The sequence below is a fragment of the Pseudomonas oleovorans subsp. oleovorans genome, from assembly GCF_002197815.1.
GTDB classification, from domain to species: domain Bacteria; phylum Pseudomonadota; class Gammaproteobacteria; order Pseudomonadales; family Pseudomonadaceae; genus Aquipseudomonas; species Aquipseudomonas oleovorans.
Genome location: NZ_NIUB01000009.1, coordinates 1 through 24,028, shown reverse-complemented (window position 1 = coordinate 24,028; position 24,028 = coordinate 1). Strand labels below are relative to the sequence as shown.

Genomic DNA, 24,028 nt, shown 5'->3' with positions numbered 1-24,028 from the left:
TTGTCGGGAGCAAATTTGAACAACGGCTTTGCCGTTGGCCCGCAGGGCGAGAGCAGGGAAAGCCCGAGTAGTTTTCCGGCATATCCGGCTTATAAGGATTCCGGTGTGGAATGGCTGGGAGAGATTCCCGGGCACTGGGCTGTGTTCATTGCTAAGCGAATGTTCGGCAATGTTAGAGAGTCGGCCAGCGCAGATGCTGAGCAGCTAGCTGCTACCCAAGCATACGGTGTTATTCCTCAAAAAGATTTCATGGAAAGGAATGACACAAAAGTTGTTTTGGCGCTTTCTGGTACTGAGAATTTCCGAGCCGTAAAGTCTAACGACTTTGTTATTAGCCTCAGATCCTTTCAAGGGGGTATTGAGCATTCAGCATATGATGGATGTGTTAGTCCAGCATATACCGTTCTCCGGCGAAAAGATGAGAGAAATCTAAATCCTGGCTATCTCAGATATCTATTCAAAGACGCCTCTTACATCTCCGCTTTGCAGTCTGTAACAACTGGGATTAGAGAGGGGAGGACAATTACATATGAGCAGTTCGGCTCTTTATCGATGCCAGTTGCGCCAGTTGCCGAACAAACCCAAATCGCCCGCTTCCTCGACCACGAAACCGCCCGCATCGACGCACTGATCGAAGAGCAGCAGCGCCTGATCGAGCTGCTCAAGGAAAAGCGCCAGGCCGTAATCTCCCGCGCCGTAACCAAAGGCCTCGACCCGACGGTGCCGATGAAAGACTCCGGCGTAGAGTGGCTGGGCGAGGTGCCGGCGCATTGGGATGTTTGTTCTGTCCGACGGGTAATTAGTGCCATCGAGCAAGGCTGGAGCCCCGAATGCGAGGCAAACCCTGCTGATGAGGATGCCTGGGGAGTACTAAAAGCTGGTTGTGTCAATCGAGGGGTATTCGACCCTTCCGAGAACAAGACATTGCCTGCTTGGCTGGAGCCGGTAGCTGAATACGAAGTTCGTGCTGGCGATATATTGATGTCCCGGGCAAGCGGTTCACCTGAATTAGTAGGTTCCACTGCGCTGCTTGGAGAGGTTCGCGAGAAGCTGATGCTTTCTGACAAGATCTTTCGCCTCCACTTGGAGGCAAAGATCAGCAGTTCCTTTTTTGTTTGGGTGATGAATGCTCAGTTTATGCGGGCCCAGATAGAACAAGCGCTGAGTGGCGGAAATGGATTGGCCAATAATTTGCCACAGTCATCCTTGCTCGCCTTTTGGCTAGCTGTGCCCCCGAGCCACGAGCAAGTTGCCATCGCCGAGTACATCAACAAGCTGGTAGGAGAAATTGATGCGTTGATCTCCGAAGGTGGCTCTGCAGTCGAGCTTCTCCAAGAGCGTCGCTCCGCCCTGATCTCCGCCGCCGTTACCGGCAAAATCGATGTTCGCGGTTGGCAGCCGCCGGCCATCAACCAAGCCCCAAAATTAGAAGTAACAGAGGCCAACTAAATGGCGGACAGCAAGGAAGCCCAATTCCAGCAGGACATCATCACCGCGATGGTCGCCCAGGGTTGGCTCACCGGCCCGGCCAGCGGCTACGACCGTTCCACGGCCCTGTATACCGAGGACTTTCTTGGTTACTTGAAGGAGGCTTGGCCCGAGCGCTGGGACAAGTTCGCCAAGGCCAACCCCAACAACCCGGAAGGCGTGCTGGTGCAGAAGCTGGTGCGCGAGCTGGAGCAGGACGGCACCCTGGATGTGCTGCGCCATGGCTTCAAGCTGCCGGGGGTGAAGATCGAGGTGTGCAGCTTCAAGCCCGACCACGGCATGAACCCGGACACCCTCAAACGCTACCAGTGCAACCGCCTGCGCGTGGTGCCGGAGGTGTCTTATTCCCCTCACTTCCGCGAGGGGGAATACAACCCCCGTCTGGATCTGGTGCTGTTCGTCAACGGCATTCCTGTCGCCACGCTGGAGCTGAAAAGCGAGTTCAAGCAGAGCGTGGAAAACGCCAAACGCCAGTACCGCTACGACCGCCCGGTGAAAGACCCGCTCACGCGCAAGCCCGAGCCGCTCTTGAGCTTCAAGCGCGGCGCGCTGGTGCACTTTGCCGTGAGCCAGGATGAAGTGGCGATGACCACCCAGCTGGCCGGCAAGGACACCTTCTTTTTGCCGTTCAACCTCGGCAGCCTCGACGGCGGTGCCGGCAACCCGCCTGCGCCGGATGACAGCCAGTACGCCACCGGCTACCTGTGGCAGCGCCTGTTCCAACCGGATGCCTGGCTGAAGGTGCTGGGCCGCTTCCTGCATCTGCAGAAGAGCGTGAAGGAAGATGCAGACGGCAAGCGCGTCACCAAGGAAACCCTGATCTTCCCGCGCTACCACCAGTGGGAAGTGGTCAACACGCTGATCGAGACCACCCGCGCCGAAGGGCCGGGCAAGCGTTACCTGATCCAGCACAGCGCAGGCTCGGGCAAGTCCAACTCGATTGCCTGGACGGCGCATCAACTGGCCTCGCTCTACGATGCCGAGGGCCAGCGCCTGTTCAACTCGGTGATCGTGATTACCGACCGCACCGTGCTGGACAAGCAGCTGCAGGACACCATCTACCAGTTCGAGCACGCCCAGGGCGTGGTCAAGTGCATCACCCGCGATATCGGCAGCCAGAGCAAATCCGAGCAACTGGCCGAGGCGCTGGCCGAGCAGACGCGCATCATCATCGTCACCATCCAGACCTTTCCGGCATTGTTCGATGCCCTGGACAAGTACCCCAAGCTGGCCAGCGGCCGCTATGCGGTGATCGCTGACGAGGCGCACTCCTCGCAGACCGGCTCATCGGCCAGCAAGCTCAAGCAGATTCTCGGCAGCGATGCGCCGGATGCCGAAGAGATCAGCGCCGAAGAACTGCTGGACGCCGCCGTGGCCGCCCGTGCGCCCAACGAGCGCATCAGCTACTACGCCTTTACCGCCACGCCCAAGGCCAAGACCCTGGAGCTGTTCGGGCGCCCGGCCAACCCGGCGCTGCCGGCAAGTGCCGACAACAAGCCCGAGGCATTCCACCTGTACTCCATGCGCCAGGCCATCGAGGAAGGTTTCATCCTCGACGTGCTGCAGAACTACACCACCTACAGCACCGCCTGGAAGATCGCCCACCCGGACGGCGACGACGAGGAAGTGGACTCGAAGAAGGCGCGCATGAAGCTGGCGCGCTGGGTGCGCCTGCACCCGTACAACATCAGCCAGAAGGTCGAGGTGATCGTCGAGCACTTCCGCGCCAATATCCGCCACCTGCTGGGCGGCCAGGCCAAGGCCATGGTGGTCACCAGCAGCCGGCAGGAAGCAGTGCGTTACCAGTTGGCAGTGCAGGCCTATGTGCAGCAGATGGGCTACACCGATGTGCACCCGCTGGTGGCCTTCTCCGGCAGTGTGCTGCCGGATGGGGTGATCCCCGAAGAGGTGACGGAAAGCAGCAGCCTGCTCAACCCCGGCCTGAACGGGCGCGACCTGGCGGAAGCCTTCGACACCCAGGACTTCAACGTGATGATCGCCGCCAACAAGTACCAGACCGGCTTCGATCAGCCCAAGCTGTGCGCGATGTACGTGGACAAGAAGCTGCAGGGCGTGGACTGCGTGCAAACCCTGTCGCGGCTGAACCGCACCTTCGGCGACAGCAAACCCACCTTCATCCTCGACTTCTTCAACGACGCCCAGGACATTCTCGACGCCTTCCTGCCGTACTACACCAAGGCCGAGCTGACCGACGTGACCGACCCGCAGCTCATCTATGACCTGCAGAAGAAGCTGGATGCCGAGGGCATTTACCACTGGGAGGAAGTGGCGGCGTTTGCGCTGGCCTTCTTCGACCCCAAGGCGGCGGCCAGCAAGCTGAGTTACTACTGCACACCGGCCAAGGAGCGCTTTGCCAAGCGTTATGCCTTCTCGCTGGAGTCGCGCCAGCAGGCGTTGGATTACAAGCGTACAGCCGAAGCCAACGGTGACAGCGCCGGCCTGAAAAAAGCTGAGCACGCGCTGAAAGAGGCCGGCGAGCAGGTGGACCAGCTCGACCTGTTCCGCAAGAACCTGCAGAGCTTTGTGCGCCTGTACGAGTTCCTCTCGCAGATCGTGCCCTATGAGGACCGCGAGCTGGAGCAGCTCTGCGTGTACGCCAAGCACCTGCACCCGCTGCTGCGCGTGGATCGCCTGCTACAAGACGACGTGGACGTGGGCGAGCTGCAACTGAGCCACTACCGCCTGAGCAAACGCGCCGAGCACCAACTGCGCTTGAGCGAAGAAGAAGGCGAGTACACCCTCAAGCCCGGCAGTGACGTGGGCAGCGGTAAACCGCATGACCCAGAGAAAAAGCGCCTGTCAGAAATCATCGAGGCGCTGAACGACATCTTCGGTGCCGAAGTGAGCGACGACGACCAACTGCAATTCCTCACCGGCATCGCCCAGCGCATCAGCCGCCAAGAGGATGTGATGGCCCAGGTGAACAGCCACTCGGTGGAGCAAGTGATGCACGGCCTGTTCCCCAAGCGCGTGCTCGACACCGTACTCGACGCCATGACCGACCACGAAAAGCTGTCGCTGGAAGTGCTGGACAACGAAACCAAAAGCCGGGCATTTGCGTTGGTGATTTTGAAGATGCTGACGTCGGCTGGCGACTTGGGACAAAGTAACAGCGGCGCTGCTGTCTGAATTTCTTGCGCGGTGGCATTACTTGCGCTGGCTAAACTTCAGACGGCCGTGGAAGAAGGCTTGAGGGATCGCAGGCGAGTTCGCCTGCGATGCGGTATAGCTTCTCGACCGTGATGTTGACCTCACCACGTTCTATTCGGCCCATGTAGCTGCGGTCGATGTTACAGGACAGCGCGAGTGCATCCTGGGAAATCCGGCAAGCTTTCCTCTGCACTCGAATGCGTTCCCCTAACGCTTTCGCCAACTTATCCATGACCGTCTCAATTCAACTTGAGGCGGCACTATCGTGCGTTTGCGGACACACAGGCCACGGACTATAATCCGCATTTCTTTCGCGTTAACTCTTCTGGTGCCTCAATGAAATCGGCCTCGTTTATCTTCGACAGGCGTCTGTATGAGCTGCTTCAGGAGCAAGGGCGTACAACCTTTACGACCCGTGAACTGCGCGATGCCTATGCCGCTCGCCTGAGTGGCACACATTTTCGTATCACCGATGTGCGCCGCTATGTGTATGAGCAGATTCGTCGATTAGTGCGCGCGGGCTGGGTTGCGCAGGATGAGGATCGTCGTGTTCGAGGGCAGGTCTACCACCTGCAGCCGATTCCGGCACATCTGCAACTGGAACTGATCGAAAACGGTTTTGAGAACAGCCTGATGGCTGCCGGAATGCCCGAACCAGACACGGCAGTTTTCGACGTGGAAGCTTTGCCGCTTAAGCCATCAGCCAATACGGATTTGCAGCTGGAGGCGCTCCACAAGGAAATCCGCTTGGACTTTCTCACTTCAATGGGCGAGGCGGAGCGATTCAAGCTGCTTCTGGACGAGATGCCACATTTGCGGGACAAGGTTGAAGGCGATTACCTGGAGGCTAGGGATCGCAGTTCTCGTCTTCTGGGCCATCTACGCGCCATCGAAAAGACCCTCAAAACGCTCGCTACGCCACGATGAGTAGATCGCTACGCAGTTGGCAGAACAACTGCATCACCAAGGCGCTGGAGCACTTCACCGTCACGCCGCACTTCTTTTGCCAGGCAACGCCGGGGGCTGGGAAGACGCGCATGGCCGCTGAGCTGGCCAGCAGACTGATTGAACAGGGCAGAATTGATCTGGTGCTGTGCTTTGCGCCGTCCTGCCAGGTCGTTGAGGGTTTTCGTTCGACCTTTGCCACTGTGCTAGGCCGACGTCTCGACGGCCAGATAGGTGCCGTCGGTGGCGCCTATACCTATCAGGCCATGGAATACCGTGATGAGGGATTCTGGCAGCTGTTTGATGACTACCGAGTGCTGGTGGTCTTCGATGAGATCCACCATTGCGCCGGCCATGATCCCCTGCTCAGTAATGCCTGGGGGCAGCAGATACTGCACCGGATACAGGATCGCGCTGCCTTCACATTAGCCCTGTCTGGTACGCCCTGGCGTTCGGACGACAAGGCCATCGCCCTGGCGCGCTACTCGTCGCCCGAGGGGTATCTGATCTGCGATTACCGTTATGGCTTGAAAGATGCCATTGCGGATGGTGTGTGCCGATCCCCTCGCATTGTTCTGCTCGACAATCAGAAAGTGAAACTCACGGAAGAACTGGGTGCGGACAGTTCCGTAAGGCTGTTTCCCAGCATAGCCAAGCTGTTGGGCGAGTCGCCTGTCACCTATGAAGAACTGCTGCGCCATGACGAGGTGATCAATCCAACCCTCGACCTTGGCCGCAACAAGCTGAACGAGCTACACCAGACCAAACCCGATGCAGCTGGTTTGGTGGTGGCCACCGATATTGAACACGCTCAGCAAGTTGCACTCGCTCTGGAAGCAATGGGGGAAGAGTGCCGTATCGTGACCAACAAAACCCCAGATGCGCAGCAGGTGATCAATGCATTCCGGAGCAGCGGCTGCCGCTGGATTGTCGCCGTGGGAATGATCAGCGAAGGCACCGACATCCCGCGCCTGCAAGTGTGCTGCTATCTCAGTCGTATCCGCACCGAGCTGCATTACCGGCAAGTACTTGGACGGGTGCTTCGGCGCACAGGTGAATCTGATCACCAAGCATGGCTATTCATGCTGGCGGAACCAAAACTGCAGGGCTTTGCGGAGCGAATAGCAAATGACTTGCCGGATGACTTGGCGGTATTGAATGAAGTACGGATTTCGATACCGACCCCGGATTTGGACCCTGACTTGATTGTTACAGCCGGCCATATCGATGGGATGGATGGTGCAGCCTTAGGTCGGGCTGGTCAGGCTATTGAGTCGGGGGCAACGAACACAATTTCGCTAGCTGTTTTTGCAGCTGAGCCAGCTTATCAGGTCAGCTTTTCTCAACATTACAGGCAGCAGTTGTTGGCTTGTTTTTGATGTCGCGCCGCATAGCCCGAGTAGTGGAAGCGTGTGGATTCTGTGTGATCGTTCGCGTCATTGGCTCGGCAAATCATCGACGGCAAGCACGTGGATCAAAGTGCAGGCAAAAGTAATCGTGGTCGCAGGCCGGAGGTCATTAAATGACAGATACACGCATCAAAATAATCAGTGATTTCCTATCAAGTGAAAGCGAGGAAATACATAACGCCTCTGACGATGAGGCAGCTGGCATCGCGCTGGCTCAAGAGCTCTGCCCTGGAAAACCATACTGTTCAGTGAGACGATGGATTCTCGTCGATCTCGATATTTCAGATGACAAAAAAGCGCTGGTTACAGAGCAAGGTTTTCAGCCAATCGTTCTCTATGCCCACACCGTAGTAACAGATAGTGCTCGTCGATTTTCTCCAGGCGATTGGGTCAGAAGCACGCTCCTGGTCGATCGAAAAAGTAACTGCCTTTTTGAAACCCAAAATAGCGTTTACATCCTCTTGGGCACAGGAACCCGGAAGACAGCAGAACCAGCTGTCGTGGCCAGCATATTTTGATGAGCTGCGGAGACACCATGACTATGCCGATCGAACGCACTGCCGCACTTATGGAGGTGCGCCGATTCCTCAACAGCCTGACAACCAGCAGCGAGGTCAGCGATGAGATAAAACGCCAGGCTACGCGCGCTCTGCGTCATTACCCTTCTGCAAGAGAGGTGAACATGCTTGCTGAGAAAGAGGGATACATCCGCAGAATGGGTGGAACCGTTCCAGCTCACCTGCTCATTACCGCCAGGCTGGATGAAACTGGTCGTATTCAGAAGCCGATTGAGGAAGATTGTAAAATCAGAACCTGATCTAGCACATGGAACTACTAATAGAAGCCAAGACTTCATTGCTGATTCAGCCAACTCTTCAGGAACCGCCTCGCGCTGTCACGCTTCAGTCCAATCAGCGGCCCAAGGTCTGCAAGGTCACCTCTTGGCCGACTACTGTCAGACGCTTCGGGCCGGGCTCGGCCAGAGTTAGACACTGGTAAAGGGCTACTCCCGGCCAGAAGCGGGCAGTGATCCCATTAAATAAATCTGTCCTCCTTTCTGTTGGCTGGACCTGATGATCAGCCTGCCGGTCGCCGCCGCCGCCGCCGCCGCCGCCGCCGCCGCCGCCTTTGCCTTGGCCGATGGCGCCGTCCTGCAGCTGGTCATGCACAACCCACGGCTGCAATCGCTGATTTTCGGCCTCGGCGCCCTCAGCGCCTTGGCACTGGCGCTGATGATCGTCGCCACGCGCCTAAACCTCGCGCTGTTCGGCCTGCTCAGTTATGTCAAGCCGGTACTGCTGGTACTGGTGGCGCTGCTGCTCGGCGAAAGAATCGCGCCGGCGCGGTTGACCTATGGCGCATCTGGGCGGCGGTTCTGGTGCTTGTGATCGAGGGCATCCGCGCCCGGCGCCAGGGGAGGGGCTAGGGCGAGCCGGCGGTCGTCTCGGCGCACTGAACGTTTTATTCCGGCGCCACGACCTGTCGAAGAGGCTGTGACGCCTCGAGGCCAAGCTGGGAGGCACCGTATGGCGACCCAGGCAGCCGGCTCGATACCTGCGACCCCTAGTGCGCGTAGCCTCGTGAGCGCCCACCATGCTGGGCGCACCGGTCCGCTGGCGAGCGGAGGGGCAATCCCGCGCAACCGTTATCTGTTCACCTTGTGATGGCGTAATGATATTTTCCGTATCTTGATGCCGGCACCAAAAAACTATAGGTCGGACGCCGGTCCGTGCACCGCCGGCAATCGTGCGCTGCCGCCGGCGCTCTGCTGGAACGACCGCGTTCTTTCTTTCACCTGACCAGGCTCCGCCACCCAGGCGGCTCCAGAAGAAGTGCTCCATGATCGACGTTGACCAGATGTCCCGGATCCTCGATGCCTTGCCGGACCCGGCCTTCATCCTTTCCCGCAGCGGCCGGTACGTCGCGGTTTTCGGTGGCCGGGACACGCGCTACTACCATGACGGCAAGGGCCTCGTGGGGCTGTACATCCCGGATCTGATCAAGCCCGAGAAGGCCAGCTGGTTTCTCGAACAGATCGGCCGGGCGCTGGAGACGCGCAAGCTTCTGGTGGAGGAGTACGAGCTGAGCAACCGGGACGTGAAGGGCCTGACCGACGAAGGCCCGACGGAGCCGATCTGGTTCGAAGGACGCATCCAGGCGCTGGATTTCCGAGTGGACGACGAGGAAGTGGTGCTGTGGGTGGCCAGCAACATCTCGGAACGGCACCAGCTGGAAGTCAGACTTCGAGAGCTCAGCGATACCGATCAGCTGACCGGGCTATTCAACCGAAGAAAGCTCGAACGCGACCTCAAGCTTCACTACGAATCCGCCATGCGCTATGCGCTGCCGACATCGATCCTGATGTTCGACTTGGACAACCTCAAGACAATCAACGACACCAGGGGGCATCACGTCGGGGACGAGATCATTCGCGCCGTGGCCGACATCTGCCGTTCCACGCTGCGAAAAACCGATTCCGCCTGCCGCCTTGGAGGCGACGAGTTCGTCGTTGCCATGCCCAAAACCGACCTCGAGCAGGCCATGCGGCTCGCCAGGCGCCTGCATGAGTGCTTCCGACAAGAGCTGGGCCAGTACTCCGCAAAAAGTGTGGTCGTCACCGCGAGCATGGGCGTGACCGCCATCGCAGCGGAAGACCGCTCCTACGAGGACACCCTCAAGCGGGCCGACCGTGCACTGTACGACGCCAAGAACCTGGGCAAGGACAGAATCGTTTCAGCCTGACGGTTTGCCGGCCGATGCCTGTCTCGGAGCGTTAAAGGCATGCCTGGCTCATTGGCAGGGGACGCGAGGCGGCTTAGGAAAGGTTGCAGCGGATCTGCCCAAGATGAAGCTGCCATACTGTGCCTAGTGCGTGAGGGTGAATCTATGACTACTACATCTGAAAGCTGGCGAGTTGTATGCCAAGACCCAGGGGATGGCAGCGGAGACGTCATCGTTGAGCTTCCATCAGAGCTACTTAAGCAGCTCAGATGGAGTGTGGGTGATGAGCTGTCAGTTGAGGCGGGAGAGGAAAACATTTGCCTGAAACTCAAGCAACGAGCTGATGGCGCCTCGTCATAGCAATCCAACCAATGTCTGATTGTGGTTGACTGCTTTCGCTCCAAAACGGCGGCTAGCGGCCCAGAGTGTGTAAAAACGCCCCGGTAAACCTTTGCTATGATTTCGGAGAATCTCACCGCAAGGGGCGCCCATGAAACGGTTTATCCAAGGTGAACATCGAGGCCAAAGCACCTTACTTCCCGAAAGCCTCGACGATTACGTCAGCGATACCAATCCGGTTCGGGTGGTTGACGTTTTCGTCGATGAACTCGATTTGGCCAAGCTAGGTTTTGATGGCGTCATTCCAGCCGAAACCGGCAGACCTGCCTACCACCCGGCGATCCTGCTGAAGATCTACATCTACGGTTACCTAAACCGCATTCAATCGAGCCGACGTCTTGAGCGAGAAGCCCAGCGCAACGTCGAACTCATGTGGCTAACCGGGCGTTTGATGCCCGACTTCAAGACCATCGCCAACTTCCGAAAAGACAACAGCAAGGCCATTCGCGGCGCCTGCCGACAGTTCGTTTTGCTCTGCCAGCAGTTGGGGTTGTTTGGCGAAAACTTGGTTGCCATCGACGGCAGCAAATTCAAGGCAGTGAACAACCGTGACCGCAATTTCACTAGCGCCAAACTGAAGCGGCGCATGGAAGAAATCGAGGCGAGCATCAGCCGTTATTTGGCTGCGCTCGATGCGGCTGATCGACAGATTCCTAGCGCCTCCGCGCCAGACACGGCCAGCCTGGAAGATAAAATCGCCAAGCTCAAAGCGCAGATGAAAGAGCTTCAGGGGATCGAAACTCAGCTCAACAATTCCCCTGACAAACAGGTTTCGCTGACCGACCCGGATGCCCGTTCGATGATGACGCGCGGCAGCGGTATCGTCGGCTACAACGTGCAGACGGCTGTCGATACGCAGCACCATTTAATAGTTGCTCACGAGGTCACCAACAGCGGTTCCCACCGTGACCAACTCAGTTCAATGGCGAAGCACGCTCGTGAAGCCATCGGCGAAGAAACGCTGTCCGTGGTGGCTGACCGAGGCTACTTCAAGGGTGAAGAAATCCTTGCCTGTCTCGACGCAAACATCATGGCCTACGTGCCTAAGCCAATGACTTCAAGCGCCAAGGCTGATGGCCGATTCAACAAAGATGCCTTCGTGTATGACCCGACGAAAAACGAATACACCTGTCCGGCGGGAGAGGCACTGATCTGGCGATTCTCCAGCGTTGAGAAAGGCATGAATATGCACTGCTACTGGAGTTCAAAGTGCCAGAGCTGCACGCTGAAAACCCAGTGCACGCCAAGCACAAATCGTCGAGTACGGCGCTGGGAACATGAAGCTGTGCTGGAGGAAATGCAACGCCGGCTGAACCAAGCACCGGAGATGATGCGGGTTCGAAAGCGGACTGTTGAGCATCCCTTCGGGACGCTCAAACAATGGATGGGGGCAATGCACTTCCTGACTCGAAAACTGAACGGGGTGAGTGCAGAAATGAGCTTGAATGTGCTCGCCTATAACTTGAAGCGGGTGATGAAAATCATCGGCACCGAAGGCTTGTTGAAGGCGATGACGGCGTAAAAGCCCCTTTTTTTGCTGCTCCAGGAGGTGCCGCAGCGCTTCATACGCGCTCTGAGGCGTTACCAGCGCTGATCGTGGTAAGTAATCGGGAAATCACCACGCCCAAGAGCAATGGGCTGAGGCACACACGATAAGAAAGTGTTTTTACACACTCTGGACCCAAAGCTGCCGCTCGCCCGGGCGAACAATCGGCCAAAAGCGGTCATCAGGTGCTCACGAATGCAGGGCTGATTGATTTTATGCAACTGGCCACTAAACTTGGGACTAGCCCACCATGAGGTAGAGATTCAAAACTGAGTGAAGCTAATTGCTTAACTGCCGTCGCGCTCCGATGTAGTGCACGCTGGAAACTCATTGATATATTACCTCACCGTAGTTAGCAACGAGCATCGCAGATTCATAGACAGTAATGCTGAGCTGCAGGCGCAGGTGTCGTGAAGACGCACGTACTCAATATCGATGCAATGTTGCTGCTACAAAAATGCAGTGGCAAGGCAGATCCAGTTGCGACCAAGCTGGTGCTGTTTGTAGCTCTTGCGCGAGTTTGCGTGCGCCAGGCAGTTTCGCTACATACCATGCCCTTTCGAGAGGCGCCGCCGACAGTCCTCAATTACGTTGAACACTCTATCCAGTTCGAGACGTGCCTGGCGGCAGGTAAGAACTCCGCTCCCTCATGAGTTCGGGCAATTTCCTGATGCCACAGACACTTTTAACAAATGCTCAGGTGGCGACTTGATCAGACATAGCAGTGATTCGAGCACAGAACGTATTAGCGACTCTTTGTTCTCTGGCTGTTGCAGACATTCATATAAAAGACCGCTGATAGCGCTCTGAAATAGCGCCTCGACCATTTCAAGATTTATGTCTGGAGAAATTTCGCCATTTCTAGAAGCGGACTCGAGGATGGCCGCAATTTGCCGCATGAACTGCTTGCGCAGCCGCGTTAAGCCGTCCCGAATGATTCCGCATTCGCCTGTAGGACCTTGAAGGAACATGATGCTCAAGAGCTTTCGAGCCGTGTCGTCGCCAACCGTATTCAGCAGAACGCGCGCCAGCCACGTCCATGCGTTGTCAAGGCAGGCATTGCGAGGCACCGGCTGTCGAAGCGGAATCGATAACTCGTCGAACAGCGCGTTCAAGATGGCGTGCTTGTCTTTGAAATGCCAATAGACCGCACCGCGTGTGACGCCCGCCATCTTGGCCACCGTCGCCAACGCGGCGTTATCGACCCCTTCATCCCAGAACACTTCATTGGCAGCCATGAGAATCTTGCGTCGGGTCAGCTCCGCTTCAGCGGCGGTTCGTCTGGCCATGCTTTCGCCTCTCAGGATGTATGCGTGGCGCGCCGACCGATCGCCCGCTCGACGCTCTGCTGGCAGCGACGCAGCGCCTGCTGAAATGGCTCACGTCGAGTCACTAGTCGCGCTGTCGGTCCGACGATTGCGATCGAGTACCGACCCAAATAGGTTTCCAGCGTGATCGCAAACGAGCTGAGTCCTTCAATCAGCTCGCCATGCTCTTCGGCAACGGCGCCCTCAGCGATCTGGCCGAGCTGCTCAAGCAGCGTAATCCGGTCAGGCGTGCATGGAGTTACGATCGGCAACGGGTCGGGCAGCAGCTGTTGCAGCCACTCATCGGCCAGGACCGCCAGCAGCGCCTTGCCGCTCGCAGTCGCGTAGGCCGGCGCCTTGATACCAATGGGAAACACGACACGTAGCTCACGCTCGGCCACGACGTGGTCGACCACGTAGGCTTTCGCGCCGACCAGCGTGCTGACGCAAACCGACTCGCCCAACTGCTCGGAGAGCTCGAGCATGTAGGGCTTGAGCAACGTGATGATGTCCGTCTGGGTCTGGCTGATCAGCTGCCCGAGTGCCGGCCCCAGGCGGAAGCCGCCACTGGGGCCAAGGGGCTCGACCAGGTACTCGGCCTCCAGCGCGGTGATGATGCGCTGCACCGTGGAGCGGGGCAGGTCGACGATCTGCGCGATAGCAGCCAGGCTCAGTCCCTGGGGGTTGTCGCCCAGGGCCCGCATGATCGCTCCTGCGCGGGCGATTACCTGAATACCGTTGTGCCGGCCGGCTTCAGCGGCCTGGTCTGTCTGTGTCATAGCATCCTCTTATGTACTACGCCCACTTGGGTTGCGGGGGTTTTCCAGCAGCTTCGCAAGAGTGAACAGGCATTCTTCAACGTCGCGGACCGGAGTTGCCAGTTCCTTGTTCAGGCCTGTTACATATTCCGAGTTGTCTCTACTGAACTGTATAGTGATACACTGAATCGCTATATGGTACAGCCTTTGTGCATTTGAGGGGAGACAACAGGTGAATCACCGAAAAGCTAAATCGCGCGCATGGCATTCCGTTCCGCTGGCGGCACTGTTGCTGGCCGGCTGCGTGGAGTCGGACAAGACGCAAACCGCGGCGCCGGTGCCCGAGGTCGGCGTCTACACCGTACAGGCGCAGCCGCTGACCCTGACCACCGACCTGCCGGGTCGCACCAGCGCCTACCGGGTCGCCGAGGTGCGCCCGCAGGTTTCCGGCATCCTCCAGCAGCGCCTGTTCACCGAGGGCTCGGAGGTGAAGAAAGGCCAGCAGCTGTACCAGATCGATCCGCGCACCTACGAGGCGCGCCTGGCCCGCGCCGAAGCCAACCTGACCACCGCCGAGAACCTGGCCCGCCGCTACGAGCGCCTGCTGAAGACCAATGCGGTCAGCCAGCAGCAGTACGACGACGCCCAGGCCGCCTGGAAGCAGGCGCAGGCGGAAGTGCAGGTGGCACGCATCGACGTGCAGTACACCAAGGTGCTGGCGCCGATCTCCGGGCGCATCGGCCGCTCGGCAGTGACCGAGGGGGCGCTGGTCACCAACGGCCAGGCCCAGGAACTGGCCACCGTGACCCAGCTCGATCCGATATACGTGGACGTCAACCAGCCGATCACCAAGCTGCTCGGCCTGCGCCGCGCGCTGGAATCCGGCCGCCTGCAGAAAACCGGCAGTGACCAGGCCGAGGTCAGCCTGACGCTCGATGACGGCAGCGCCTATCCGTTGCCCGGCACCCTGAAGTTCTCCGAGGTGAGCGTCGACCCGACCACCGGTTCGGTGACGTTGCGCGCCGAGTTTCCCAACCCGGACCGCAAGCTACTGCCGGGCATGTTCGTGCATGCGCTGCTCAAGGAAGGCACCCAGCAGGACGCCATCCTCGTGCCGCAGCAGGCGGTCAGTCGCGATGCCCGCGGCGTACCCAGCGTCTGGGTGGTCAAGCAAGACAACAGCGTCGAGCTTCGCGAAGTCGAGACCCTGCGCACCGTCGGCAACGCCTGGTTGATCGGCAAGGGTATCGCCGACGGTGAGCAGGTCATCACCGAAGGCGTACAGCGGGTACGCAGCGGCACCAAGGTCAAGCCGGTAGAAGCTACGAACGTCAAGCTGGTCGCCGAGTTCGGCCCGACGCCAACCGCCGCCGCGGCCAACTGAGGAGCTGAAGCTTAATGTCCCGTTTCTTTATTGACCGGCCGATCTTCGCCTGGGTGCTGGCGATCGTCGCCATGCTCGCCGGCGCGTTGTCGCTGGTGAAAATGCCGATCAGCCAGTACCCCAACATCGCCGCCCCGGCCGTGGCCATCCAGGTCAGCTACCCCGGCGCCTCCGCGCAGACCGTGCAGGACACCGTGGTGCAGGTCATCGAGCAGCAGCTCAGCGGCCTCGACGGTTTTCGCTACATGTCCGCGGAGAGCAATTCCGACGGCAGCATGACCATCATCGTGACCTTCGAGCAGGGCACCGACCCGGATATCGCCCAGGTCCAGGTGCAGAACAAACTGCAGCTGGCTACACCCAGGCTGCCTGAGGAAGTGCAGCGCCAAGGGCTGCGCGTGGTGAAGTACCAGCAGAACTTCTTCCTGATCATCGGGCTGGCGGACAGCACCGGCAAGATGAGCAACTTCGACCTCGGCAACGTGATCGCTTCGCAGCTGCAGGACCCGATCTCGCGCATCGACGGCGTCGGCGACTACATGCTGTTCGGCTCGCCTTACGCCATGCGTATTTGGCTCGACCCGGCCAAGCTCAACAGCTATCAGCTGACGCCGGGCGATGTCGCAGACGCGATTCGCGAGCAGAACGTGCAGGTTTCCTCTGGTCAGCTCGGCGGCTTGCCGACCCGCAGCGGCGTGCAGCTCAACGCCACAGTGCTGGGCAAGACGCGCATGACCACGCCCGAGGAGTTCGAGGAAATCCTGGTCAAGGTCAAAACCGACGGCTCGCAGATCCGCGTCAAGGACGTTGCCCGGGTCGCGCTGGGCGCCGACAACTTCGCCATTTCCAGCAAGCACAACGGCAGACCGTCGGCGGGCCTGGCCCTGCGCCTGGCCAGCGGCGGCAACCTGCTGGAAACCGTGAAGGCGGTGAAAGCCGTGATGGAGAAGCAGAAGGCCTATCTGCCGGAAGGGGTCGAGGTGTTCTATCCCTACGACACCACCCCGGTGGTGGAAGCCTCGATCAGTTCGGTGATTTACACCATCATCGAAGCCGTGGCGTTGGTATTTCTGGTGATGTTCCTGTTCCTGCAGAGCTTCCGCGCCACCCTGATTCCGACCCTGGCGGTGCCCGTCGTTCTGCTCGGCGCCTTCGCCCTGCTGCCTTATTTCGGCCTCAGCATCAACGTGCTGACCATGTACGCCATGGTGCTGGCCATCGGTTTGCTGGTGGATGACGCCATCGTGGTGGTTGAGAACGTCGAGCGTCTGATGCACGAAGAAGGGCTGACGCCGCTGGAAGCGACGCGCAAATCCATGGGGCAGATTCAGGGCGCGCTGGTCGGCATCGGCCTGGTGCTGTCGGCGGTGTTCGTGCCGATGGCCTTCTTCGGCGGTTCAGCGGGCATCATCTACAAGCAGTTCGCCGTGACTATCGTGCTCTGCATGAGCCTCTCGGTACTGGTCGCGCTGATTTTCACCCCGGCGCTGTGCGCCACCATCCTGAAGAAGCCCAAGGGCGACGCCCACCACGAGAAAAAAGGCTTCTTCGGCTGGTTCAACCGCAGCTTCGACCGCGGCGCGACGCGCTTCGAGCGCGGCGTCGGCGGCATGCTCAGGCACCGCGGCCGCTACCTGCTGGCCTTCGTGCTGATCACCGCCGGCACCGGCTACCTGTTCACCCAGATTCCCAAGGCGTTCCTGCCCAACGAGGACCAGGGGTTGATGATGGTGGAGGTGCGGATGCCGGTGAATTCCTCCGCCGAACGCACCGAAGCGGTACTGCAGGAAGTGAGCGACTACCTGCGCAATGAGGAAGGCCAGCTGATCCAGCACGTGCTGACCGTCAACGGCTTCAACTTCGCCGGTCGCGGGCAGAACTCCGGCCTCGGTCTGGTCATGCTCAAGGACTGGAGCGTGCGCGCCGCGGAAGGCCAGGACGTGTTCAGCCTGGCCCAGCGCGCCAACGCCCGCTTCGCCCAGATCAAGGACGCCACCGTCATGGCCTTCGTGCCGCCGGCGATCCTGGAAATGGGTAACGCGATGGGGTTCAACCTCTATCTGCAGGACAACTCCGGCGTCGGTCACGCCGCGCTGATGGAGGCGCGCAACCAGTTCCTGCAGCTGGCCAACCAGCATCCGAAGCTGCGCGCGGTGCGCCCCAACGGCAAGGACGACGAGCCGCAGTTCCAGGTCAACATCGACGATGAGAAGGCCCGCGCCCTGCAGGTCAGCATCGCCTCGATCAACCAGACCATGTCGGCGGCCTGGGGCTCGATGTACGTCAACGACTTCATCGACCGCGGTCGGGTCAAGCGCGTCTACATCCAGGGCGAAGACGCTTCGCGCATCTCGCCGGAAGACTTCGACAAGTGGTACGTGCGCAACGCCCTCGGCGAGATGGTGCCATTCTCGGCCTTCGCCACCGGCGAATGGACCTTCGGCTCGCCCAAGCTGGAGCGCTACGGCGGCATCTCCTCGGTGGAAATCCTCGGCGAACCGGCGCCGGGCTACAGCACCGGCGACGCCATGGTGGCCATCGCCGAAATCATGCAGCAGCTGCCGCCGGGTATCGGCCTGAGCTACACCGGGCTGTCCTACGAGGAAATCCAGACCGGCGACCAGGCGCCGATGCTCTATGCGCTGACCGTGCTGATTGTGTTCCTCTGTCTGGCCGCGCTCTACGAGAGCTGGTCGGTGCCGGCTTCGGTGATGCTGGTGGTGCCGCTGGGCATCCTCGGCGCGGTGCTCGCCACGCTGTTCCGTGACCTCACCGCCGACGTCTACTTCCAGATCGGCCTGATGACCACGGTCGGTCTGTCGGCGAAGAACGCCATCCTCATCGTCGAGTTCGCCAAGGACCTTTACGAGAAGGAAGGCATGCCGCTGGTCCAGGCGGCGGTGCACGCGGCACGTCTGCGCCTGCGTCCCATCGTCATGACCTCGCTGGCCTTCACCTTCGGCGTGCTGCCGATGGCCCTGGCCAGTGGTGCCGGCGCCGGCAGCCAGCATTCGGTGGCGACCGGGGTGGTCGGCGGGATGATTACCGCCACCGTGCTCGCGGTGTTCTTCGTGCCGCTGTTCTACGTGGTGGTGGTCAAGCTGTTTGAAGGACGCAAGAAGGCTCAGGCCGATGGCGAAGGAGAATCCGCATGAGACTCAAGCATCTGACCGTCGCGATGACGCTGGCGCTGTCCGGCTGCAGCCTGATTCCTGACTACCAGCGCCCGGACATGCCGGTGCAGGCGCAGTGGCCGGAAGGCGCGGCCTATGAACAGGGCGCAGCGGCGAGCACCACTACCGCCGAGCTGGGCTGGAGGGAGTTCTTCGTCGATCCGACGCTTCAACGCCTGATCGGCATCTCGCTGGAGAACAACCGAGACCTGCGCCAGGCGGCACTGAACGTCGAAGCCTTCCGCGCGCAGTATCGCATCAGCCGTTCCGATCTATTCCCCAGCATCGGCATCGACGGCAGCGGCCAGCGTCAGCGTCTGCCGGCCGATCTGTCGAACACCGGCGAGGCGGATATCGCCAGCCAGTACGGCGTGACGCTCGGCGTCAGTGCCTACGAGCTGGACTTCTTCGGTCGCCTGCGCAGCCTTGAAGAAAGCGCACTGGCTCGTTATCTGGCCACCGAAGAGGCGCAACGCAGCGTGCAGATCGGACTGGTCAGCGAGGTTGCCATGGCCTACCTGACCTGGCGCACCGACCAGGGCCTGCTGGAACTGACCCACGACACGCTCTACAGCTATGGCAAAAGCCTGAGCCTGGTGCAGGCCGCCCACGACGTTGGCACGGCATCGGCATTGGATGTGCGTCAGGCCCGCAGCCTGGTGGAGCAGGCGCGCGTGCAGTTCGCCCGCTATTCGCGCCTGGTCGCGCAGGATGCCAACCTGCTGCGCCTGTTGCTCGGCACCGAGCTGCCGGCCGATATCACGGATGAACCCGGCAGTGATCGCATGTTCGCAGAATTGCCGGTGGGCATGCCGGCCGACCTGCTGCTACGCCGCCCGGATATCATCGCAGCCGAGTTTCGCCTGCATGCGGCCAACGCCAACATTGGCGCAGCACGCGCGGCGTTCTTCCCGAGCATCCGCCTGACAGCCGCCGCCGGCACCCTGAGCGGTGAGCTAGACGGCCTGTTCGAGGGCGGTTCGGGCACCTGGAGTTTCATGCCACAGATCAACATCCCGATCTTCACCGCCGGCCGGCTCAAGGCCAACCTCGATTACGCCGAGGTGCAGAAGGACATCAACATCGCCGAGTACGAACAGACCATCCAGACCGCATTCCGCGAAGTCGCCGATGGCCTGGCCGCACGCGGCACCTTCGAAGAACAGCTGCAGGCCCAGGCCGACCTGACCACTACCACCCAGGAATACCTGGAACTGGCGCAGCAGCGCTATGACGAGGGTGTCGACAACTACTTGGCCGTGCTCGATGCGCAACGCGAACTGTTCTCTGCCCAGCAACAGCTGCTCAGCGACCGACTGCTGCAGCTCAACAGCGAGGTGCAGCTGTTCCGAGCGCTCGGCGGCGGATGGACGGAGAACATCGCGCACCGCGACGAGTCCGCGCAATAAAAAGGCGGTCGGCGTTACGCCGGCCGCTATGACAACGTTTGATTGTTTTGGAAAGCCAGAGGAGAGAAAGCATGAAAATCCGCTTCGCACTGTCGTTGGCAATCGCACTTCTTACCGGCACAGCCACCGCTGGCGCCGCCGAGTTTTCCGGCGCGCTGGGCATGACCGGTCAAGGTGACATGAGCTACCGCGCCGGCCTGGCGTTCGACTGGGACAAAACCTGGCTGAACAGCGGCACTGGCCAGCTGACCGGCTACTGGGAAGCTGCCTATACCTATTGGGAAGGCGGTGACGACTACAGCGGTGCGCACTCGCTGTCCTTCGCCCCGGTATTTGTCTATGAGTTCAGCGGCTTCAAATACACGCCCTTCGTCGAAGCCGGGATTGGCGTTGCATTCTTCTCCAAGACCGATGTCGGCGAGCAGCAATTGGGTTCCTCGTTCAACTTCGAAAACCGCATCGGCGCCGGCCTGAAGCTGCCGGGCGAGCGCAAGGTCGGCCTGCGTGCCATGCATTACTCCAACGCCGGCATCAAGCAGCCGAACGACGGAATCGAATCCTACTCATTGTTCTACAACAAAGCCTTCTGATATCTGGGGCTTCTGCGCCGGACGGAGTCGCAACGTGGTAATCACCTTGCCGCAATTGTCCCTTATACCTAGTACGTTGTGTCGCAGCGATTTCGTCTGCGCGCTGCCCTCTGTGTTGTTCCCCCGCAATTACTGATCATTCGTGACCTGTCGCACCGCCGCAAACTGCTGGTGAGCTCGTCTACAACTTAGAGGCGGTAACCTGATGGACTACGGAATATCGTCCAGTCGCAATTGGCAGCACATCAATGAGATCCGAACTCAGAAAAATGCCTGCCGCATGGTGCCGGCGGTGGAAGGGCGCTATCCGGCCCAGAGTGTGTAAAAACGCCCCGGTAAACCTTTGCTATGATTTCGGAGAATCTCACCGCAAGGGGCGCCCATGAAACGGTTTATCCAAGGTGAACATCGAGGCCAAAGCACCTTACTTCCCGAAAGCCTCGACGATTACGTCAGCGATACCAATCCGGTTCGGGTGGTTGACGTTTTCGTCGATGAACTCGATTTGGCCAAGCTAGGTTTTGATGGCGTCATTCCAGCCGAAACCGGCAGACCTGCCTACCACCCGGCGATCCTGCTGAAGATCTACATCTACGGTTACCTAAACCGCATTCAATCGAGCCGACGTCTTGAGCGAGAAGCCCAGCGCAACGTCGAACTCATGTGGCTAACCGGGCGTTTGATGCCCGACTTCAAGACCATCGCCAACTTCCGAAAAGACAACAGCAAGGCCATTCGCGGCGCCTGCCGACAGTTCGTTTTGCTCTGCCAGCAGTTGGGGTTGTTTGGCGAAAACTTGGTTGCCATCGACGGCAGCAAATTCAAGGCAGTGAACAACCGTGACCGCAATTTCACTAGCGCCAAACTGAAGCGGCGCATGGAAGAAATCGAGGCGAGCATCAGCCGTTATTTGGCTGCGCTCGATGCGGCTGATCGACAGATTCCTGGCGCCGCCGCGCCAGACACGGCCAGCCTGGAAGATAAAATCGCCAAGCTCAAAGCGCAGATGAAAGAGCTTCAGGGGATCGAAACTCAGCTCAACGATGCCCCTGACAAACAGGTTTCGCTGACCGACCCGGATGCCCGTTCGATGATGACGCGCGGCAGCGGTATCGTCGGCTACAACGTGCAGACGGCTGTCGATACGCAGCACCATTTAATAGTTGCTCACGAGGTCACCAACAGCGGTTCCGACCGTGACCAACTCAGTTCAATGGCGAAGCAGGCTCGTGAAGCCATCGGCGAAGAAACGCTGTCCGTGGTGGCTGACCGAGGCTACTTCAAGGGTGAAGAAATCCTTGCCTGTCACGACGCAAACATCATGGCCTACGTGCCTAAGCCAATGACTTCAAGCGCCAAGGCTGATGGCCGATTCAACAAAGATGCCTTCGTGTATGACCCGACGAAAAACGAATACACCTGTCCGGCGGGAGAGGCACTGATCTGGCGATTCTCCAGCGTTGAGAAAGGCATGAATATGCACTGCTACTGGAGTTCAAAGTGCCAGAGCTGCACGCTGAAAACCCAGTGCACGCCAAGCACAAATCGTCGAGTACGGCGCTGGGAACATGAAGCTGTGCTGGAGGAAATGCAACGCCGGCTGAACCAAGCACCGGAGATGATGCGGGTTCGAAAGCGGACTGTTGAGCATCCCTTCGGGACGCTCAAACAATGGATGGGGGCAATGCACTTCCTGACTCGAAAACTGAACGGGGTGAGTGCAGAAATGAGCTTGAATGTGCTCGCCTATAACTTGAAGCGGGTGATGAAAATCATCGGCACCGAAGGCTTGTTGAAGGCGATGACGGCGTAAAAGCCCCTTTTTTTGCTGCTCCAGGAGGTGCCGCAGCGCTTCATACGCGCTCTGAGGCGTTACCAGCGCTGATCGTGGTAAGTAATCGGGAAATCACCACGCCCAAGAGCAATGGGCTGAGGCACACACGATAAGAAAGTGTTTTTACACACTCTGGGCCAATTACAGCCGGCTGGTAATTCCCAGCTTCTGACCGGCTCACCAATGCCGGGGTCGGCCCCTTTCTGGCCAGAAGCACTCTTTGACTATCGCCCAGTGGAACCAGCGCTTTTGGATAGAACAAAATCAAATGACTTAGAGCGCATGACTGGCTTCACTTGAGGTTCAGGTTGCGGATCTGCGATCGAACCTGCAGCCATCGTTTCAATCAGCGGAGTTAGGCGCAACCAGTTCCATCGCTTACACTTTTGGCGGGTAGTAGCATGAGCATTCATTGTAGTTGTTAAGAGCCGGCGCAAGCACGACCACATGCGGACCGCTGATACGCTGCCGCAATTTGTAGTCGTTAAGAGCCGGGCAAACACGCTCAGACCCGGACCGTTGATATCATGCCGCTATGTGTAGTCGATGAGGCGCAGGCCAAGCTGATGGTATTGTCATATCTGGCACAGCGAACGGAGAATCAGATGAACCAGGCAAGCATGCTGATGATCGCATTAGGGGGCGTACTCGTAGCCTTGAGTGTGGCGGGCTTCGTAGGCTATGTTGTCGCAAGGCATTTGGACAAAAAGGTTGCTCAGTGCCATCAGGCGCCAGGCAAGCATTCTTACGCTGGCGATCTTTGACGGCATGCTGATCGTGTCCTTCAAGGAGCTATGAACATGAAATGTCCTGTTTGCGGCGTAGCGGAATTGATCCACGACACCCACGACCTGCCTTATACCTACAAGGGTGCAACCACCGTCATCACTGCTGTAACTGGCGAGTTCTGTCCGGCCTGTGCTGAATCTAATTTAGATGCAGTGGAGTCGGATCGGGTGATGTGCGAAATGCGCGCTTTCTCCAAGCAGGTCAATGCGGCCATTGCTGATGGGCGTCACCCAGGTGGCATCGGCCACTTTAGAACCCTCTGCTAGTTCTGCGCCCCGGAGTTGCCACCGCCTACCACCAGCGCGCGTTTACCTGCGAGCGGCTGCGCCTCGACATAGTGGGCCGAGTGCAACTGCTGGCGCCGTAGATCTCGCTGCCGGGATAGTGGGGGATATGTGGATGGCTCCAGGTACCGGTGGCGCTTACCACCGCCCTGGCGCCCAATGCTCATGCTCGGCACGAACGCGCAGCGCCCCCGGGATGCGTTCCACCGAGTTGACCCGCACGGGGCGCTGGACCGCAAGCTGGTAGCGATCTTCATAGCGCGCGAGGTAATCGACGACGTGATCGCGCGTGGGGTAGCCATCCTCAACCGGAGGCATCATTCAGCCGGGAATTGAACTCCAGTTCGCTGGGGATAATAGTCGCAAGGAGTTCCAGCCGTGACGCTAGGCGCCGCCGGGGGCCATCATCGGCATCGAGCATCACGAATAACAAACCAGTACGACGCAGGAAAATATGCGGTGGCTAAAGCGGCTTGCCTACCACCGATAATGACGACATCTATCGGCGTTCAGCGTCGATTTTCATATGGAGGTCCCTGCGTCTCGACGGAAGGAGTCTCCATTTGCCCTTGAAAAAACGCGCGGCAACTCGAGCACCGCTCATTGAAGGACTGCTATTGGGCCGGTAGTAGCCCCAATGTCATCAACCTAAGCTGCAGCCCTGCCCAAGGCAAGCCCCCCGAAGCAGCCAGCCGCCATGGCCGTCGGGCGATGACCAGGCCTCTGCCGCTCAATCAGGCGGTCTAGCTGGGCTGGCGGTGATGTGATCATCGTCTGTTCCGGCTGTCTAGGCGAGATTTCTCGTTCTCCGGACGAGCCTA

General features: G+C 59.2%; 18 protein-coding genes and 2 pseudogenes. 16 read left to right on the top strand and 4 right to left on the bottom strand.

Going from position 1 to position 24,028, the window contains the following annotated elements; genetic code table 11:
* The first annotated feature begins 15 nt into the window (after positions 1-15).
* Both PSOLE_RS07115 and PSOLE_RS07110 read left to right on the top strand, forming a co-directional pair.
* The gene (locus PSOLE_RS07115) at positions 16-1,449 is read left to right on the top strand and encodes a restriction endonuclease subunit S domain-containing protein (protein ID WP_083393770.1); all 1,434 of its coding nucleotides are present in this window, start codon (positions 16-18) and stop codon (positions 1,447-1,449) included.
* The gene (locus PSOLE_RS07110; RefSeq protein ID WP_074861148.1) at positions 1,450-4,638 is read left to right on the top strand and encodes a type I restriction endonuclease subunit R; all 3,189 of its coding nucleotides are present in this window, start codon (positions 1,450-1,452) and stop codon (positions 4,636-4,638) included.
* Positions 4,639-4,669: 31 nt separating this feature from the next.
* Here PSOLE_RS07110 and PSOLE_RS07105 read toward each other — a convergent pair whose 3' ends face one another.
* Positions 4,670-4,891 (bottom strand): helix-turn-helix domain-containing protein, encoded by a 222-nt coding sequence (locus PSOLE_RS07105; protein WP_074861150.1) that lies wholly within the window; start codon positions 4,889-4,891, stop codon positions 4,670-4,672.
* A gap of 104 nt (positions 4,892-4,995) precedes the next feature.
* Here PSOLE_RS07105 and PSOLE_RS07100 point away from each other — a divergent pair, with 104 nt between their 5' ends.
* From PSOLE_RS07100 to PSOLE_RS07070, 8 genes and pseudogenes are all read left to right on the top strand, one after another.
* Positions 4,996-5,586 (top strand): hypothetical protein, encoded by a 591-nt coding sequence (locus PSOLE_RS07100; protein ID WP_044316199.1) that lies wholly within the window; start codon positions 4,996-4,998, stop codon positions 5,584-5,586.
* Positions 5,583-6,983, top strand: a complete 1,401-nt coding sequence (locus PSOLE_RS07095; RefSeq protein WP_074861152.1) for a DEAD/DEAH box helicase — start codon at positions 5,583-5,585, stop codon at positions 6,981-6,983. The genes PSOLE_RS07100 and PSOLE_RS07095 overlap by 4 nt, the downstream gene beginning before the upstream one ends.
* 143 nt (positions 6,984-7,126) lie before the next feature.
* Positions 7,127-7,531 (top strand): DUF6957 family protein, encoded by a 405-nt coding sequence (locus PSOLE_RS23630; RefSeq protein ID WP_074861154.1) that lies wholly within the window; start codon positions 7,127-7,129, stop codon positions 7,529-7,531.
* Between the two features lie 17 nt (positions 7,532-7,548).
* On the top strand, positions 7,549-7,830 hold the full coding sequence (locus PSOLE_RS07090; RefSeq protein WP_074861161.1) for a BPSL0761 family protein: 282 nt from the start codon (positions 7,549-7,551) through the stop codon (positions 7,828-7,830).
* A gap of 244 nt (positions 7,831-8,074) precedes the next feature.
* Positions 8,075-8,439 (top strand): annotated as a pseudogene (locus PSOLE_RS07085) (EamA family transporter RarD); the annotation flags it as partial.
* Between the two features lie 413 nt (positions 8,440-8,852).
* Complete coding sequence (locus PSOLE_RS07080; protein WP_074861157.1) at positions 8,853-9,755, top strand: GGDEF domain-containing protein; 903 nt, start codon at positions 8,853-8,855, stop codon at positions 9,753-9,755.
* Between the two features lie 144 nt (positions 9,756-9,899).
* Positions 9,900-10,094, top strand: a complete 195-nt coding sequence (locus PSOLE_RS24600; protein WP_074861159.1) for an AbrB/MazE/SpoVT family DNA-binding domain-containing protein — start codon at positions 9,900-9,902, stop codon at positions 10,092-10,094.
* 130 nt (positions 10,095-10,224) lie between these two features.
* Positions 10,225-11,655, top strand: coding sequence for an IS1182 family transposase (locus PSOLE_RS07070; RefSeq protein ID WP_088339303.1), 1,431 nt, complete (start codon positions 10,225-10,227; stop codon positions 11,653-11,655).
* Positions 11,656-12,326: 671 nt separating this feature from the next.
* Here the strand turns inward: PSOLE_RS07070 and PSOLE_RS07065 are convergent.
* Complete coding sequence (locus tag PSOLE_RS07065; RefSeq protein ID WP_074861344.1) at positions 12,327-12,968, bottom strand: TetR family transcriptional regulator; 642 nt, start codon at positions 12,966-12,968, stop codon at positions 12,327-12,329.
* A gap of 11 nt (positions 12,969-12,979) precedes the next feature.
* On the bottom strand, positions 12,980-13,765 hold the full coding sequence (gene tbtR / locus PSOLE_RS07060) for a tribuytltin resistance regulator TbtR (protein ID WP_074861342.1): 786 nt from the start codon (positions 13,763-13,765) through the stop codon (positions 12,980-12,982).
* 211 nt (positions 13,766-13,976) lie between these two features.
* Here tbtR and PSOLE_RS07055 point away from each other — a divergent pair, with 211 nt between their 5' ends.
* The 6 genes from PSOLE_RS07055 (at position 13,977) to PSOLE_RS07030 (ending at position 23,189) form a co-directional block, all read left to right on the top strand.
* A complete protein-coding gene (locus PSOLE_RS07055) occupies positions 13,977-15,128 on the top strand; it encodes an efflux RND transporter periplasmic adaptor subunit (protein WP_074861340.1) in 1,152 nt (383 codons plus the stop codon).
* 14 nt (positions 15,129-15,142) lie between these two features.
* A complete protein-coding gene (gene tbtB, locus PSOLE_RS07050; RefSeq protein WP_074861338.1) occupies positions 15,143-18,283 on the top strand; it encodes a multidrug efflux RND transporter permease subunit TbtB in 3,141 nt (1,046 codons plus the stop codon).
* On the top strand, positions 18,280-19,710 hold the full coding sequence (tbtM, locus tag PSOLE_RS07045; RefSeq protein ID WP_074861336.1) for a multidrug efflux RND transporter outer membrane channel subunit TbtM: 1,431 nt from the start codon (positions 18,280-18,282) through the stop codon (positions 19,708-19,710). The genes tbtB and tbtM overlap by 4 nt, the downstream gene beginning before the upstream one ends.
* A gap of 71 nt (positions 19,711-19,781) precedes the next feature.
* On the top strand, positions 19,782-20,300 hold the full coding sequence (locus PSOLE_RS07040) for an acyloxyacyl hydrolase (protein WP_074861333.1): 519 nt from the start codon (positions 19,782-19,784) through the stop codon (positions 20,298-20,300).
* Positions 20,301-20,682: 382 nt separating this feature from the next.
* Complete coding sequence (locus PSOLE_RS07035; RefSeq protein WP_088339302.1) at positions 20,683-22,113, top strand: IS1182 family transposase; 1,431 nt, start codon at positions 20,683-20,685, stop codon at positions 22,111-22,113.
* 815 nt (positions 22,114-22,928) lie between these two features.
* Positions 22,929-23,189: a type II toxin-antitoxin system MqsA family antitoxin gene (locus PSOLE_RS07030; protein WP_322726717.1), complete on the top strand. Its 261-nt coding sequence runs from the start codon at positions 22,929-22,931 to the stop codon at positions 23,187-23,189.
* On the opposite strand, the pseudogene PSOLE_RS24595 reads toward PSOLE_RS07030, so the two are convergent.
* Positions 23,145-23,710: pseudogene (locus PSOLE_RS24595) on the bottom strand (NAD(P)-binding domain-containing protein); the annotation flags it as partial. The gene PSOLE_RS07030 and the pseudogene PSOLE_RS24595 overlap by 45 nt on opposite strands.
* Positions 23,711-24,028 lie beyond the last annotated feature (318 nt).

What these genes read in the sequence shown, in the direction of transcription:
- PSOLE_RS07040 (WP_074861333.1), top strand. Translation starts at nt 19,782, where the DNA reads ATGAAAATCCGCTTCGCACTGTCGTTGGCAATCGCACTTCTTACCGGC.
- PSOLE_RS07035 (WP_088339302.1), top strand. Translation starts at nt 20,683, where the DNA reads ATGAAACGGTTTATCCAAGGTGAACATCGAGGCCAAAGCACCTTACTT.
- PSOLE_RS23630 (WP_074861154.1), top strand. Translation starts at nt 7,127, where the DNA reads ATGACAGATACACGCATCAAAATAATCAGTGATTTCCTATCAAGTGAA.
- PSOLE_RS07100 (WP_044316199.1), top strand. Translation starts at nt 4,996, where the DNA reads ATGAAATCGGCCTCGTTTATCTTCGACAGGCGTCTGTATGAGCTGCTT.
- PSOLE_RS07110 (WP_074861148.1), top strand. Translation starts at nt 1,450, where the DNA reads ATGGCGGACAGCAAGGAAGCCCAATTCCAGCAGGACATCATCACCGCG.
- tbtR (WP_074861342.1), bottom strand. Translation starts at nt 13,765, where the DNA reads ATGACACAGACAGACCAGGCCGCTGAAGCCGGCCGGCACAACGGTATT.
- PSOLE_RS07090 (WP_074861161.1), top strand. Translation starts at nt 7,549, where the DNA reads ATGACTATGCCGATCGAACGCACTGCCGCACTTATGGAGGTGCGCCGA.
- PSOLE_RS07070 (WP_088339303.1), top strand. Translation starts at nt 10,225, where the DNA reads ATGAAACGGTTTATCCAAGGTGAACATCGAGGCCAAAGCACCTTACTT.
- PSOLE_RS07080 (WP_074861157.1), top strand. Translation starts at nt 8,853, where the DNA reads ATGATCGACGTTGACCAGATGTCCCGGATCCTCGATGCCTTGCCGGAC.
- tbtM (WP_074861336.1), top strand. Translation starts at nt 18,280, where the DNA reads ATGAGACTCAAGCATCTGACCGTCGCGATGACGCTGGCGCTGTCCGGC.
- PSOLE_RS07105 (WP_074861150.1), bottom strand. Translation starts at nt 4,891, where the DNA reads ATGGATAAGTTGGCGAAAGCGTTAGGGGAACGCATTCGAGTGCAGAGG.
- PSOLE_RS07030 (WP_322726717.1), top strand. Translation starts at nt 22,929, where the DNA reads ATGAACATGAAATGTCCTGTTTGCGGCGTAGCGGAATTGATCCACGAC.
- PSOLE_RS07095 (WP_074861152.1), top strand. Translation starts at nt 5,583, where the DNA reads ATGAGTAGATCGCTACGCAGTTGGCAGAACAACTGCATCACCAAGGCG.
- tbtB (WP_074861338.1), top strand. Translation starts at nt 15,143, where the DNA reads ATGTCCCGTTTCTTTATTGACCGGCCGATCTTCGCCTGGGTGCTGGCG.
- PSOLE_RS24600 (WP_074861159.1), top strand. Translation starts at nt 9,900, where the DNA reads ATGACTACTACATCTGAAAGCTGGCGAGTTGTATGCCAAGACCCAGGG.
- PSOLE_RS07065 (WP_074861344.1), bottom strand. Translation starts at nt 12,968, where the DNA reads ATGGCCAGACGAACCGCCGCTGAAGCGGAGCTGACCCGACGCAAGATT.